Below are 15,101 nucleotides of genomic sequence, written 5' to 3'. Positions count from 1 at the left end.
CTTTCCTTAGGTGGTTATTCAGGTTGGATTGCGGGCACCCGCTCGATGGGCACGCCCTTGTGCGTGACAACCGTCTTGGCTGGCACTTCCCCTCGGGACGCCGGCGTCGAGAGTGCCATGAACTTCTCCCGTTTCAGCCGCACCTGGATCATGTGCGGACAGCGCTGGTCGTCGTGGTAGAGCTCCTGGCAATGCATGCAGTAGATGCATTCGTTGACATTGATCTGCCCCTCCGGATGAATGGACTGCACCGGACACTCCTTGGAGCAGCGCTGGCAGGGAGAGCCACATTCGGGCCAACGCTTCAACCATTCGAACATGCGAATACGGCCGGGAATGGCGAGTGCGGCACCCAGCGGGCACAGATAGCGGCAGTAGAAGCGCTCGATGAACAAGCCTGCCGACAGCAGGGTCAGCGCGAAGATGACAAACGGCCATTCACGCGCAAATTTCAGGATGATCGCGGTCTTGAACGGCTCTACTTCGGCGAAGATCTCCGCCAGCGCCACCGAATAGAGGGACAGGCCGAACAGACCGAGGAAGATCATGTATTTGATCGGCCACAGCCTTTCATGCAGCCCCCAGGGGAGCCGAACCTGCGGCACCTTCAACCATTGAGCGATATTGTTGGTCAGTTCCTGCAGGGCGCCGAATGGGCAAAGCCATCCACAGAATGGTCCACGGCCCCAGAAAAGAAGCGCGGCGGCGACCGCGGCCCACAGGATGAAAATCAATGGCGCGGAAAGGAAGAACTCCCAATTGAACCCGGTGATCAGCGAATTCGTGAAGGTCAGGACGTTGACCACCGAAAGCTGCGCGTTGGCGTACCATCCGAGCCAGACCAGGCTGAACAAGAGATAGCCACGCCTGATCCAGGCAAACATCACCGGCCGCTTCACCAGCCAGTCCTGGAAAAAGAAGATGCCGGTCAGCACCAGCAGCGCCACAACGGTGATGACGATATTGATGCGATTCATATCCCACATACGCATCCACAGCGGCTGATCGTCGGCGATCTGCTGTTCCGTCAGCGTGTTGCTGGCGGGAGAAGAAGCAGCTGTGTTCGTCTGCTGGCTGGCGGGCGCGGTCGCTTGAGCAGGCGCAGGTACCGTCTCGATGGTTACGTACCTATCCGGCAACGTGTAGCCGAGATTGTAGTTCAGCACCGACTTGTTACGGCCCTCGGCGTTCCTCTGGACCAGCATCTGCAACTCGAACGGCTGCGTGACGTCGAACGTGAAGTCGCTCGGCACGACATAAAGCGCAATTTCGCGCAGGCGCGGCGCACCGTCCGCAGCCAGAATCGGGAGACGGGTGTGGTCACGGTCGCGGAAGCGAAGCCCCTGCCCGTCCTGGAGGAGTTCGATGCGATCGAAGATGCCGCCCCGGACGTAGCCCGATCCCTTGAACGAATAGGCGCCGTCGCCTGCGACAAGGATAGCCGATTGGCCGGGCTTCAGTCTTTCGACGAGACGCTGGTAAGCAGCGTCGCCAAGCAGCGAGCGTCCGATCGCCGGAACACTCACGGGCGCGAGATAAAGATCTATGAAGCTATCGGCCGGGTTCCTCGTCTCCGGCTTACCCGCCGAGACCGTCTGTCCTGCCTGACGGAAAGCCTCCGTTACCTCGCCGACTGTCATGCGCAGGCTGCGCACCGACCCGTCTCCGAGCAAGGTCTGCCAGTCGTTGATTTCCGTCTTGGAGGTATCAACCTTGCGGACTTCCTTCGCTGCGACGGTGCTCGATGGCATTGCGCCGGCAAGGCGGTTGCTGCGGATGAGCTGCACTGCGGCACGTGACACGCTGTCGCCCATCACCAGCACGGTAACCGTCGCCCCGCTGACGATATCGACCTGCGGTGGACGCTCCGCGCCGGAGGCGACGCGCGACATGTCCTTGTCGATCAGCGCGTTCATGGACGCGACGACCTTTTTCTCCGGGATGCCGATCAGAACGATGGGTTCCTTGTGATCGACCATCTTGAACCCGCGGATAACACCTTGGGCGTCGATGCCGACAACGATATGGATCGGCTTGCCGGAATAGCCGATCGAACTGGTGAAGTCGGAATTCAGGTAGGCATAGCCCAGAACGTCATCGCCGCGCATGACCGGCACGATCGGGGGTTCGCCAATCGGAACGCCGTAGCTGTTGGCGCCTTGAAAGAGATCACTTGGCTGCACCTTGCTGAGGTATGTACCCAGCTGGCTTGCTGCAGAGCTCGGAAATGCCAGGACCAGGAAAATCAGAAATGCCAGGATGAAGCTGATGGCATTACGGCCGGACGGCAAAGAGGTGGACGTGTTCGACATATGCTCCGGCTTTTTTTGGGAAACGCCTTGAATCACCTTCTATGAGAGCGGCAGGCAGCCCACATTGATCCAGCGCAAACACTCTGGGTCCCGTTTGGAGGAGGACAGTTGGATTGCTGAACCATGGTTTTCTAAACGGAGGAAATAGTGACCAACTCAGAGCTTTGGATCGTTAGTTCCATGAACCAGCTGCTCGCGCTTGCCCGTTCAATGGAGCAAGAAGCGATCAGCGGATACGTCGCGCTAGCTGAGCGCATGCGCGCTGAAAACCGTTCGGACCTTGCAGATGTGTTCGATGCCTTGCGCCAACAGGAGGAGCAGCACCTCGGCAACGTCGACAACTGGATCGGAAAAACGGATACGGCAGCCATCTCACCTGTAGAGCTCGCCGAACCCTTGTTCGACGACGAAGGAGCAGCTTTCGTTGCCCCTGAACTCCTTAACTCCTACAGGGCCTTTTCCATGGCGGTCAGGAACGAAGAGCGGGCCTTCGTATTCTGGACATACGTTGCGGCCCATGCCCCCACGCCGGAGATACGCGAAGCAGCCGAACGGATGGCACGGGAAGAGCTGGAGCATGTCGCCACGCTTCGACGCGAACGCCGGCGCGCCTTCCACGATCTGCGTCGTTCAGGTGGCAAGCGCGTTCGTGCAGATATTGCCGCCCTTGAGCAAGGCCTTGCGGATCGTCTGAGAGACAGGGCACTTCGGTCATCGGGTGATCAAGCCCAGCAATTCCTTAAACTCGCGGAAGAGGCACGGGAGCGCAGCGCCTTGATTCTTGCCAGGCCTTTTAGGGGCGTCGCCGCGCTGGACGGTGCACCCGAGGGGGTCGAAGGTCGGTTGGTACCGCTCTGCGAATTCCTGCTCGACTGCTATCTTGCTCTTGCCGGGCAGCAAAACGACGACGACGCGCTTCTACGCGCCCAGACCGCGGCTGGTGCGGTGATCACCTGCCTGCACGCGGTCAGGGAATCGCAATCCGAGTCTCTTGCTTGAGGATCGCTCGATCCTTGATCGCTTTGGCGACCTGGAGCCAGGTCACCTGGGTTGAAAGCGCGGGAACAGCACCTGGTCCTCAAGGTGTGTGTGGGCCACCAGGTCGTCGATGAGCTTGTGCAGCGCTGTATAAAGCGCGTTCCAGGAACGGCAGGCGCCCGGAGGAAGCGTTAACCCGTGCGTCACATGCTCGATCGCTTGAAGATGCCGTGCCTGTTCGCGATGCTCGTCTCGTACCTGCGCGACCTGAGCTGCCAACATAAGGTGGTCGCCCTTCTGCATCATCGGAAAAAGCGTCTGCTCTTCCGCTTTCATGTGCTCCTCGAGATCTGCGTTTAGCCCTTCAAGGATAACGGATAGCCCCGTGGGTGCCGACGGATGATCCCCGTGCACCCTCTCGACCTTTTGCGAAAGCGGAATTAGCCATTCCAGCTCGGCGCGGTGGGTTTCGTGATAGCGTTCGAGAATGTGGGAGATAAGGGCTGAGGTTTCCTCAGGCGCCTCACGACTGGCAGCAGCAGACAGGGCCTGTAGCTGGGCAAGGAGCTCTTCAGGCACCAATCCCGCCCGCACAGCGGCGTCGGCAAGTGCTATATCCCCCGCACAACAGAAGTTTATGTCGTGTCGGCGAAACAACTCGGCTGCACCAGGCAGTTCTGAAGCGATTGCAGCAACAGTCGCGTCAAGGTCAATTTGTCTCATGGATTCTCCTCCGTCTGCAGGCGGCATTCGCAATGCGTACCTATGCGACATGTCATGCAGGTCCGTTGTGGATACGGCGTGTTTATTCGCCGCATCAGCGGAGTAATGGACGACGGAGCAGCGCCGGTCTTTGAGCGATCACAAACAGCTTGTGTGCTTGGCGCCGATGCGTCACGCGAGTTCGTGTCGTGCATTTTGATGCTGGTTGACGGATTGCTCTCTCAAACACCCGAACCGCTGGTGTCATCCGTCAGGGTGCAAGCCGTCTCATGCAGGGCGTTCGCGAAGCGAATCAAGCACCTGGACGACAAGGCCGTCATCGACGGTCGCCACATGGGCCGACACGCCGTAGACCTTGTTGATGTTGCCTGGCTGAAGGACTGCCTCCGGTGGGCCGTCAGCAACGATCGCGCCCCGGTCGAGAAGGATCAGCCGCGTACACCAGCGCGCTGCCAATCCCAGATCATGCATCGACAGCATCACCGCGCGTCCATCGGCTGCCACGGTCCGGAAGGTTTTCATCAGGTTGATCTGATGGGCGGGATCTAGCCCGGCAGCTGGTTCGTCGGCCAGCAGTAGCGGCGCCTCCTGGGCAAGTGCGCGGGCGATCAGGGCGCGGGCCTTCTCACCTCCCGAAAGGGCGTTGGCGGGTCGCGATGACAGCTCGGTAATATCCATCAGTCGCATCGCGTCCTGCACGGCTCGGCGGTCTTTGTCCGAAAGCCTTGCCGAAAGGCCGGTCTGGGTCGAAGTGCGCCCAAGCGCTACGAGCTCGGCAACCTTGATCGGCCAGGCGACATCGTGCTCCTGTGCAACATAGGCCACCTTTGCCGCGCGCTCACGGCCCCGCAACGCCGTCACGTCACTTCCGTCGATGGTGACCTTTCCGTGAAAGGCGATCAGGCCGCAGATCGCCCGAAGCAATGTGGATTTCCCGGCGCCGTTCGGTCCGAGCAGCCCGACGATCTCCCCCGCACCGACGGAGAAGGTTATATCCTTCAGCACAACCCGTGGTCCGAGCGATACCTGAGGCAGTGATACTTGGAGGAGAGCCTGCTGCTTCATAGCATCTGCCTTCTCGTTCGCCAGACGAGCCAGAGGAAGAAGGGCGCGCCGACCACGGCTGTCACCACGCCGAGCTTCAGATCTCGTTCCGGCGCAATGAGGCGGACAAGGATGTCTGCGGCAAGAACCAGTGCCCCTCCTCCAAGTGCGCTGGCCGGCAAAAGCCGGGACGGCAGGGAGCCGGTGAGCGGCCGCAAGACGTGTGGTACGACCAGACCGACGAAGCCGATTGCGCCTGTGACGGAGGTGGCGCCTCCGACCGCAGCAGCCGTCCCGAAGACAACCAGCAGCTGAAGGCGCTTGAGGTCGACCCCCATGCTGGCCGCCGTGTCGCGGCCAAGTGTCAAGGCGTCCAGGGAGCGCCCCAGGCCGAACAGCATCAGCCACCCCACCAGCATCGCAGGCGCCGCCAGGAGGACGTGATCCATCGACCGGTCGGCGAGCGAACCGAGCATCCAGAACATGATCTCCAGTGCGGCATAGGGATTGGGAGAAAGATTGAGGGCAAGCGAGGTCATCGCCGTCGCAAAGCTGGAGACGGCGACCCCGGCAAGGATGACGGTCAGAACGCCGCCAAAAGCGCCTGCGAGCAGTTGGACGACAATAACTGCTGCAACGGCGGCAGCAAGGGCTGCAAGCGGCAGGCCGAGCGGGAATACCGAGGCGAAACCCGTATAGATCGCCAGGACGGCCCCCAGCGAAGCGGAGGCAGTGACACCGATCAGACCGGGCTCAGCCAGGGGGTTGCGCAAATAACCCTGCAGGACCGCACCCGACAACCCAAGCGTCATGCCGACCATCAGTCCCAGCAAGGCACGCGGCAGGCGGATCTCGCGCATGATCAGCGCGATGGAATCACCCTGTCCGGAAAACACGCCCTGCAGGCTTTCCGCGAAGCCGAAACCCGCCGGACCGACCGTTAGCGACAGGAAAAACAGAAGCCCTGTCGCCAGGAACAGCCCGGCGAGCAGAAGGCGGTACGACAGTTGCGAACTCAACTCCCATTACCCCTTCCAGCTGCATCCCTGAGGCTTCTTGCCGCGTCCAGCGTGGACAGGCCGCCGCATATCGTCGCCGGCGGCGGGATCGTCACGACGGTCTTTTTGCCGACGAAAGCCTCGAACGCCGGATGGCTGAAGTTCGCCTGTGCCAATGCCGGCGTCGGATAGTTGTGGTCGCCGAGCACGACAACATCAGGATCCGCGAGGATGAGCTGTTCCAGAGGCAGTCTAGCCGTGCCGCTCAGACCGAGGCGGCTGCCAATATTCTCCATCCCCGCAGCCTCGACGACGGCATCGACCAGAGTGCCGGCGCCCGAGGTGTAGCTGTTGGCATAGTAGAGCGCGACGGTTTCTCCCGTTTGGGGTTGTGCAGTGAGTTCAGCGAGCTCGGCGTCGAACTTTGCAACGATGGTTTCGGCCTTTTCGTTGCGGCCGAGAAGCTCCCCCATGCGTCGGAAGCTGGTGCGCACGTCGTCAAAGGAGGCGACGGGCGCAAACTCCTCCACGGCAATACCGAGCTTGCGGACAAGCTCGACGGTGGAGCGCGTCGTGTAGGTGCCGGCAAGAACGAGATCGGGCTTCATCATGAAGATCTCCTCGGCCAGTCCATGGTTCACGGCATATTGCCGGGCCATATCCGCCACCGCGGAAACGGATGGGTCAGCCGCCAGATGCGAGACGGAATGAAGCTGCCCGTCCGCAGCGAGCAGCATCGCCATCTGATCCGTACAGACATTGAGCGACACCACCCGTTGTGGGCTCGCCAGCGTCGCAGAGGCCGTCAAGGTCAGCACGATTGCAATGGCCGACGGGAAAGGTACAGGCGCCCGCGTCGGCAACCGTCGTCGGTTGTCGGAGCGTGCAAGTCCTTTGTCGTCAGTCGATGTGCTGTCCATCCCGCCTCTTTCCAAAAGACCTTGCCGCTGTGTCTAGAAATCCCGGGAGAAGCTGAGGTTGATCGTTCTGCCAGGCGCCCGGAAGTCGACACGTGTCGCGTACTCTGCGTCGAAGGCGTTCAAGACGGCGAGCTTCCATTGGGACTGCGCATCAACGGCATAGACTGCTGTAAGGTCGACCGTCACGTAGTCCGGCATTTTTTTAGTATTGGCCGCATCGGCATACCGGCTACCGCCGTAGAGCAGCTTTGCAGTCAGATTCAGCTTTTCATTCGCTGAGAATCCGGTTTCCAACGAAGCCTTGAGCCGTTCACGGTTGGCCATGTACTTTCCGGTACCCTCGTCTCGCGGCTCACGGATATCGAGGCTCGCCTTGAGGTTCCACATATCATTCACCTGATGATTGAGCGAGGTCTCGAAACCGGTGATCCTGGCACGGCCGATATTATACGGCGACCATGTTACCGGATCCAACGCGATCGCGTCGGAAATCCAGGTTCTGTAGAAAGCCAGGTCGAGGCTCGTACTCCCGCTGATCTCCCACAGCAGCCCTGCTTCGAAAGATCGCGAATTCTCCGGCCTCAGGTCCGGGTTTGACCAACCCGGATAGTACAGGTCGTTGAAGGTTGGCGCGCGGAAACCCGTGCCGAATGATGCGCGCGCCGCAAGCCCGGCCAAAAGTTCGTAACGCGCGCCGATATTGTATGTCGTGGCGTCGCCAAACTGCTCATTATGGTCGTGACGGATACCGGCATCGATGTTGAGCGCTTCATATTCCAGCGCGTATTGCCCGAACAAGCCGGCAAGCGATCGTTCCCGTGTGTCATAGGCCAGAACGTTGGAGCCGATGCTCTCGCGGTAGGCCTCAACTCCACCACTGAAGACATGATGAGCGTCACCGGCGTCGATGCTCTTCTGCGTTGTTGCAAGGATGCCGTAGCGGGTGGTTCGATAATCCTCATGCCCCGGCACCTCGTCGCGGTAATTTTTCGCCTTGTCGATGCCGGTCGATACTTCGATGGTAGAGAACCAGTCCTCGGTATGATCCACCCTGGCACCGATCTTCCCGGCGAAGGTCGTCGTGTCCGCCTCGTTGGAGTCCGGATAGGTGTCGAACTGTGATCGACCGCGCGCATAAAGGCCGTCTGTGTAGAGCCTGCCCCAATCGAATTCCTGCGACACCCGGAAGTCGAAGCTGCCCTGGAAAAATCCGTCGTCGTCCGGCTCATGGCCCCAGGCAGAGGGGATCGTGAAATCGTAGCCGCGGGTGCCGAGCAAGCCGCCGCCAAACGAATAGCTCAATCCGCCTTCGGTATTGCCTCGGGTATCGACGCGCGCGTGGCCGCCCCAGGGATGGCTGACACCCGTTGTGATGGTGGAGCAACTGCTTTTCCCATCGGGACAGCTTGCACCATCCCTCGTGATGATGTTGATGACGCCTCCGATGGCATCGGAACCGTACTGGGCTGAGTGAGGACCTTTTGCGATCTCGATGCGAGACACGGCCGCCAGCGGAATGTTGAAGATCGAGGTCGTGCCGGAGGTCGCCGATGTGGCGCGGATTCCGTTGATCAGCACGAGTGTCTGGGTGGACGAGGTTCCGCGCAGGCTGACGTCTGCCGATGATCCCATGCCGCCGTAAGTGGCGACGCTGACCCCGGCGTAGGATTGCAGGAGCGACGGGATATCGTCAGCCGCCGCATTCCGGATATCCCGCTCATCGATGACCGTCACCGAGCCTGTCGTCGCCGAAATGCTCGATTCTCGCCTGAGCGGCGCAGAGATGACGATCGGTTCCAGTATTGTTTCTTGATTCGGGGTCTGTTGACCCAACGCATTTCCTGCCAACAACAGGCCAGACATACACGTCCAGTAGGTCAGTTTCCGCATAACAGCTCCAACATTCCACGCGCCGATGAGACGCAGTTCGTTTGCAAGCCGTGTTCGGAAACAAAATGCAGGCGAGAAGGATGCCCTTCGCGGCCGACACGGCAACACCAGAGTTGTCACCGCAACGGTATGCCGCGCACGAACACACCCCGTGTTCCTGCATGGGTGACCGAAATGGCAGGTCTCCTGACTTCCGTGTCATCGCTTCTCCCTCGCCTTCCCGAAGATCAGATCTTCAGTGGCATAGTGAAAGAGAGCTCAACGGCTACAGTTGCGGGGGCAGTCGTGGATTGACTTCATTAAAAGCATCACCACGTTCCCGTTTTAATCCGCCGGGGCGGAACCATTTCAACCCCGGGTTAATCCGGCACGATCGCGCCGTCAACAGGATCTTTGTCGCAGGCCCGGGCGCGTGCGATCAACAACTGTCCAACGGCGCTATCTGAGGGGATTGGATCTTCGCATCACCCTTGCTGCTCTGGGAGACCGGAAGACGTTCAGCCATCCAGGTCCTGCCGCCGGCAGCGACGGCGTCATATACGCACCGTCCGATCGCAGCACCGATGTGGGTATGCAGCCCAGCGAAATTCTCCTCTGCATCCCCCGGCGGCGCAGCAACGGCGATGCAGTCGGTCCCGGTGCCTGTGACAATCCCGCCGCCAAAGTCCAGCCCGAGTTCCATCACTGCTGCGGTTCTGGCCTCGGTGGCGATGGTCAGCGCTTCCAGCATGGCAGCGACCGATAGGGGTTGGTCCACATGAGCGAGAATGTTGATTGTTCCCGGCTTTCGCGAGCCATGTGGCTCGGCGCCGATCCGCACCGCGTTGGAGAGGCCTATCGTCGCAAGGCAGCTTGCCGTAACGGAACCGGATTCAGCGGTCGTGACTTCGTAGCGGCTGACATCGCGCGATGTCATAAACGGAATGGCGTCGCTGTAGCCGTTTTTCGCCATTCTCGAGGTGAGCATTTCTGCCGGATCGACATCGAACGATAGATCGGCATCTCTAACCTGCAGCCAGGCAACCCTTGCAGCGGAGGTGAAACCGGGCTTTGTCAGAGACCAACTGAGCACGTTCTGCGACAGGGGAAAGGTTGCAATCAGGAACGGAGGCGCGCAGTCAATCGAGAAGGCCGGTCTCATGAGAAAATGTCCCGTCCCTGTGGATGTGTTCATCGGAAGGCTGTCACAGCCTCTGCTATGGGACAGTTAGCTGGAGTGGCGCTGTGAGTGAAGCAGCAGATTTCACGCCGCACTTTCAGGATCGTCGCACAGGCACACCACCTGCCTGCCCCGCCGGGCTTGGAGCAGCGACCGGCGGCTCCCGAACGGGCTCCGCAGAGCGCTGCCCTCACCTCTCGGCCGCCACCTGTTAGTCTTCCTTGTCCTCCTGCGGGCGCTGACCGAGGATCTCGCGCTTGCCCACGTGGTTCGGAGCGCCGACAAGACCTTCCTGCTCCATTCTCTCCACCAGCGAGGCTGCGCGGTTGTAGCCAATTGAAAGTCGCCGTTGAATGTAGGAAGTCGAGCACTTCTTGTCGCGCTGTACGATCTTGACGGCGCGTTCGTAGAGATCCTCGCTATCGCTGTCGGCACCCATTCCGGTGTTGTCGAAGACCGCCGCGTCTTCCTTGTCATCCGCGGCCGCTTCCTCGGTGTCTTCGGTCACGCTGCCGAGGTAGGACGGCTGCCCCTGCGTCTTCAAATGCGCGACGACGTTTTCGACTTCACGATCAGACACGAATGGTCCGTGGACACGGGAAATGCGCCCGCCCCCTTTCATGTGCAACATGTCGCCTTGTCCGAGAAGATGCTCCGCCCCCTGCTCGCCAAGAATCGTGCGACTGTCGATCTTCGACGTGACCTGGAAGGAAACGCGCGTCGGGAAATTCGCCTTGATCGTGCCGGTAATGACATCGACTGATGGACGCTGGGTTGCCATGATCAGGTGTATGCCCGCCGCACGCGCCATTTGCGCGAGCCGCTGAATAGCCCCCTCGATCTCCTTACCGGCAACCATCATCAGGTCAGCCATCTCGTCAACAATCACGACGATGTAGGGAAGCGCCTTCAGGTCGAGTTCCTGATCCTCGAAGAGCTGCTCAGCCGTTGCCTTGTCGAACCCGCAGGGGACGCTGAGCATGACGGTTTCACCATTGGCGCGGGCTTCTGCAACACGGGCATTAAAGCCGTCGATGTTGCGCACGCCGAGCCGCGACATCTTGCGATATCGCTCCTCCATCTCGCGGACTGCCCATTTGAGTGCCAGCACCGCCTTTTTGGAGTCGGTCACCACCGGTGTCAGAAGGTGCGGGATCCCATCATAGACGGAGAGTTCCAGCATTTTCGGGTCGACCATGATCAACCTGCATTCGTCAGGGCTCAAATGGTAGATCAGGGACAGGATCATCGTGTTGATGGCAACCGACTTGCCGGATCCCGTCGTTCCCGCCACCAGAAGATGTGGCATCTTTGCGAGCTCGGCGATGACGGGCTCACCGCCAATCGTCTTCCCGAGGCAAAGGGGCAACCGGTAATCGGTGCCGACATAGCTCCCGCTCTCGATCAGTTCGCGCAGGTACACTGTTTCCCGCTCGACATTGGGAAGCTCGATGCCAATGACGTTGCGCCCGGGAATAACCGCGACGCGTGCCGAAAGCGCCGACATGGAGCGGGCAATGTCGTCGGAAAGATTGATCACACGGGAAGATTTCACCCCAGGCGCGGGAGCAAATTCGTACAGTGTGACGACCGGGCCGGGACGAACGTCGATGATTTCGCCCTTGACGCCGAAGTCCTCAAGGATGCTCTCCAGCAACCCCGCACTCTGCTCCAGAGCCTCCTGGGTCATCGTCCCCGCCTGACGCGGACCTGCTTCCTGAAGAAGGTCGACCGATGGGAAGAGATAGTCCTCCGTCTGAACGAAAGAGAACGGATCGCCACGCCCTCGCCTGCCAGCAGATCGGACGGGTGGGACATCCTCCGTGCGAACTGGCTGCGAGGAGAACGGCTGCTCCGCTTCAGCGCTCGATACCGGTATCGTTTCAACCGCCGGTTCCGGGCTGCGCAATTGGATCTGACGGTAGAGGTGAACAGCTGAAGGTCCCACGTCAGCCTTCTCCGAATAGGATACGGCAGCCGCTGGTGCAGGCACGACAACTCTGGTGGCAGAAGCAGTGGGTTCAGCGGAATTCGTTTCCCGGGCCGACGCTGGTGCTGGCGTAAACCGTGCGGAACTTTGGACCCGTGCCGGCCCGACCCGAGAAGGCGTCGGCATTACGCGGGGGGCGAGACGCCCTCCCGTATTTTCAGACGCACCGAGGCTCATCATTTCCCAAATCAGATGGTCAGGGATCGCCGAAAGCGGACGCGCAGGCGTTTGAGCTGCAGAGGGGCTTGCGGGCGATATCGTCTGGGACCGAGAACCCGATTGGCTTGCCAGGGGACCGTGCGGCTGACCTGCGCCAGGTGAAAGGTTTATGGGCGCCGAGCTTTTGCGAGGAGGCTCTCCTGCGCCTGCAGCATTGGCACTCTTGGGTGCGGAGTGCATGGAAGTTCCATGGTTTCGCTCGGGGCGAAAAGCGTGTGAAAGTTGACGCTGCATGACGCCGACGTGCGAAGCCTCCCCTTGTACGAGAGGGACCATTGTAACAGGATTACCGGAAGTTGCCGGGCTTTCCTCCTTCGGTGATGGAGGTGCCGGGCAAACTGACCCCGCAGCTTCCACTGCCTGCTGCGCTCTGGCGTCGTCATATTCGCGTGCGGAATAGGCACGACCCGGGGTGCGGGTAAAACGCACGTTCGGCGCCAAAATGAACGCCCGTTGCCAGGCGGGAAGTTTCTCAGGATCGAGGGCAACCGCATCGGACGCAGGCGCGGTAAAGGACTGAGCATCCGGACCATCGCCGGGCTGATGGACATGCGATGCCGCGTGCACGCGATCACTGTCGGCATCGACTTCATTGCAAGGAGATAGGGGAACACGAGGGGGAAATTGCATGCTACGCGGAACCATTGAACAAGCTGCCACACTAACCCTGTTAATAGAAAACAAACCTTAACCAGGTCTTTCCAAACTCCATTTAGCCGCTCATTTAGGTGGCCGGCCATGACAACGAGCAGCGGACCATGGTTCCATCTGGCCGGAGCGAACCACACTTCGACTGGCCCGAAGAGAGCCAGAATTCGCTATTTTAAAGTAGAATCCCTGTTGTCGAGGCAATACTTTATAACGTCCGCCTCAATTTCTGAACAAACGGAGCGGTATTCCGCGATAAGGGCCGCCTCCTGAGAAAGGCGGCCGTTCTCAAGTCTCTCCAAAGCCGCGCTTGCCTCGCCATATGCTTCGCACAACTCCATGAGGGATGGTGAATGACCTGCCAAAATCTGCAGGCGTCCTCGTATGCTTGGGAGTCTCAACATCAGCTTCAGTAGGCCGCTCTGTGCCAAATCAGTCGAGGCGCCAGAACTGTGTTTTCCATCGCGCTCCACCGTTAGCGCTCCCTGTTTGCATGCCTCTAGAAACGCTACTCGCAAGGTGGTCGTGTGGAAGTACGCAACAGTTAATGCGGGTCACTTGAGCATCCGGCGTCCTGCGACGGGAATGCACATGATTTACATGGAATACGACACATAATGCCCTTATGGCTCCTCACGTCGACATTTTGCCTCAAGATCGTGATCGGTGTCCGCGCGGGAGACCGATTTACGGTTAAGCGCAATCCAGGTAACCGTTGCGTACTTCATCTTCATGCTTGGCAATGTCTTCATCAGGCCGTCGAAACGATCAATGTGTGGCACTCACGCCCCGCAAGATGGAGATCACGATGAGAAACGCAGTTTCCTACGCCCTGGCAGTCGCGCTGTTTTCCTGCGGCGCCAGTGGTTTTGCCTATGCTCAGGCATTGAGCGACGAAAACGTGAGGGTTGTCTATGTCAGTCGCGCTGACTTGAACAAGTCGTCCGGCACCATTTTGCCCACCATCACACGTGGTGTGCAAGATCAGGCCCAGCAGGAACTGAATGCCAATCCCGACCTCATGAGCCATCTGCAGTCGAAAAATGTAGAACTCAAGAATGTCGTTAAAATAGACAAAGCCGCGAATGGCTCCTTGATCGTCTACGTGAAGTAGGCATCTCCGCCAGACGGATCTTCTCATGACGGTTGCGATTTCCCAAGGCTGAGGCCGAAGCAAAGGCGGATCGCTGGTGTTCAGCGGTCCGCCTTTAATCAGGCCTGCTGATCAAAAGACAGGGCGGTGCTTTCGATGAGATTCCCATAAGGCGACAAACGGTGGTTGGTGGTTCGCTTTCTTTGATTGCAACGCTAGTCTACGCGTCTTCGATGCAGGATGTGCCTATAGTTAATTGGGGCGCATAGCCCCCTGATAGAAGTCGCCACTATCAACATGAGAACCCGAATAGTCCCAACGAATGCTTCCCGTCGTGTTGCGGTCGATGGAGCCACGGCGATTATCGTAGTACACGGGCGGCGCCTGGGTTTCTGTCGTGACATAGCGGTTGGGCTGTTGATAATACCCTCCGCGGGTTGCGTTCTGTGCCGATGCGGTCGTCGCAACGCAGGCCGATGCCAGTAAAAGCAGGGTTGTCCTTTTCATTGTCTCACTCCGATTGTTGACAACTCTCCGCAAGCGCCGCGCCTTTTCAAGGCGTCACGCAGGCTCCAACACGGGGTTGAACCAGATTGAAGGAGCTCGGAGCGCTCCATGCTCGGCTTCCACAGCACGCTCGACAAGTACGCAACGGTTACAACAGCTGCCGCAACCGTTAATGTGGCCACAATTCTAAAGTGCGACGGGCAACTTGTCTGCGAATGGCTAAACTGGATCCTTAAGCGATCTCACCGCCACGCTGCCGCAATCTCACCTCGCCAAGGTCCTTTTCCAAGAAGTAATTCAGGAATGTACGGATCAGGGCTATGGCCGCGATCCGGCCAATGGATGTCCAGTCGTCCGTGATCGAGGTTTCGATAATGTCTGCGGCCAGCTGAAAGGTCAGGCCTCCAATGAGCCAGCGACCGTAGCGCAGCCATATGTCCCGGCGACGTTGGCCGTCGTCAGGTCGGCCGAACATCGCGGCAATGCCTGCAAGCAACGCTTCCAACGTGCCAACAACGATAACCAGGAGCGCCAGCATGTCGATGACGGTAACCGTGTATTCGGTAGCGACAACGAGTAGATCTCTCATGCGGTCCTCTTTGCGGACAGCGGATCGGCGC

General features: G+C 59.5%; 12 protein-coding genes and 1 riboswitch. Of the genes, 2 read left to right on the top strand and 10 right to left on the bottom strand.

All coding sequences use genetic code 11. From position 1 onward, the window contains the following. Positions 1-14: 14 nt before the first annotated feature. The gene (locus LH464_RS16360; RefSeq protein WP_226787462.1) at positions 15-2,312 is read right to left on the bottom strand and encodes a NosR/NirI family protein; all 2,298 of its coding nucleotides are present in this window, start codon (positions 2,310-2,312) and stop codon (positions 15-17) included. Positions 2,313-2,492: 180 nt separating this feature from the next. Between LH464_RS16360 and LH464_RS16355 the strand changes: the two genes are divergently transcribed. Beyond that, on the top strand, positions 2,493-3,311 hold the full coding sequence (locus tag LH464_RS16355; protein WP_226787461.1) for a ferritin-like domain-containing protein: 819 nt from the start codon (positions 2,493-2,495) through the stop codon (positions 3,309-3,311). A 42-nt stretch (positions 3,312-3,353) separates the two neighbouring features. Here the strand turns inward: LH464_RS16355 and ric are convergent, their stop codons facing one another. The 7 genes from ric to LH464_RS16320 form a co-directional block, all read right to left on the bottom strand. Beyond that, positions 3,354-4,013 (bottom strand): iron-sulfur cluster repair di-iron protein, encoded by a 660-nt coding sequence (ric, locus tag LH464_RS16350; protein WP_226787460.1) that lies wholly within the window; start codon positions 4,011-4,013, stop codon positions 3,354-3,356. A 267-nt stretch (positions 4,014-4,280) separates the two neighbouring features. Then, positions 4,281-5,078 (bottom strand): ABC transporter ATP-binding protein, encoded by a 798-nt coding sequence (locus tag LH464_RS16345; RefSeq protein WP_226787459.1) that lies wholly within the window; start codon positions 5,076-5,078, stop codon positions 4,281-4,283. After that, on the bottom strand, positions 5,075-6,076 hold the full coding sequence (locus LH464_RS16340) for a FecCD family ABC transporter permease (RefSeq protein ID WP_226787458.1): 1,002 nt from the start codon (positions 6,074-6,076) through the stop codon (positions 5,075-5,077). Before LH464_RS16340 ends, LH464_RS16345 begins: the two co-directional genes overlap by 4 nt. Beyond that, positions 6,073-6,975 (bottom strand): ABC transporter substrate-binding protein, encoded by a 903-nt coding sequence (locus LH464_RS16335; protein ID WP_226787457.1) that lies wholly within the window; start codon positions 6,973-6,975, stop codon positions 6,073-6,075. Before LH464_RS16335 ends, LH464_RS16340 begins: the two co-directional genes overlap by 4 nt. 33 nt (positions 6,976-7,008) lie before the next feature. Beyond that, positions 7,009-8,808, bottom strand: coding sequence for a TonB-dependent receptor domain-containing protein (locus LH464_RS16330; RefSeq protein ID WP_226787456.1), 1,800 nt, complete (start codon positions 8,806-8,808; stop codon positions 7,009-7,011). A gap of 216 nt (positions 8,809-9,024) precedes the next feature. After that, a riboswitch (cobalamin riboswitch) is annotated at positions 9,025-9,228 on the bottom strand. Between the two features lie 55 nt (positions 9,229-9,283). After that, the gene (locus LH464_RS16325; RefSeq protein WP_226787455.1) at positions 9,284-10,006 is read right to left on the bottom strand and encodes an adenosylcobinamide amidohydrolase; all 723 of its coding nucleotides are present in this window, start codon (positions 10,004-10,006) and stop codon (positions 9,284-9,286) included. Between the two features lie 229 nt (positions 10,007-10,235). Then, positions 10,236-12,878, bottom strand: a complete 2,643-nt coding sequence (locus tag LH464_RS16320; RefSeq protein ID WP_390624995.1) for a DNA translocase FtsK — start codon at positions 12,876-12,878, stop codon at positions 10,236-10,238. An 811-nt stretch (positions 12,879-13,689) separates the two neighbouring features. Here LH464_RS16320 and LH464_RS16310 point away from each other — a divergent pair. Further along, the gene (locus LH464_RS16310) at positions 13,690-13,995 is read left to right on the top strand and encodes a hypothetical protein (RefSeq protein ID WP_226787454.1); all 306 of its coding nucleotides are present in this window, start codon (positions 13,690-13,692) and stop codon (positions 13,993-13,995) included. Positions 13,996-14,226: 231 nt separating this feature from the next. Here LH464_RS16310 and LH464_RS16305 read toward each other — a convergent pair whose 3' ends face one another. Next, on the bottom strand, positions 14,227-14,481 hold the full coding sequence (locus tag LH464_RS16305; protein ID WP_226787453.1) for a hypothetical protein: 255 nt from the start codon (positions 14,479-14,481) through the stop codon (positions 14,227-14,229). Between the two features lie 232 nt (positions 14,482-14,713). Next, positions 14,714-15,070 (bottom strand): DUF1622 domain-containing protein, encoded by a 357-nt coding sequence (locus tag LH464_RS16300; protein WP_226787452.1) that lies wholly within the window; start codon positions 15,068-15,070, stop codon positions 14,714-14,716. Positions 15,071-15,101: the final 31 nt, after the last annotated feature.

It is taken from the genome of Pseudorhizobium xiangyangii, assembly GCF_020531965.1.
GTDB lineage: Bacteria > Pseudomonadota > Alphaproteobacteria > Rhizobiales > Rhizobiaceae > Neorhizobium > Neorhizobium xiangyangii.
The sequence above is the reverse complement of the archived record's forward strand: the minus strand, read 5'-3'. Positions and strand labels throughout refer to the sequence as shown.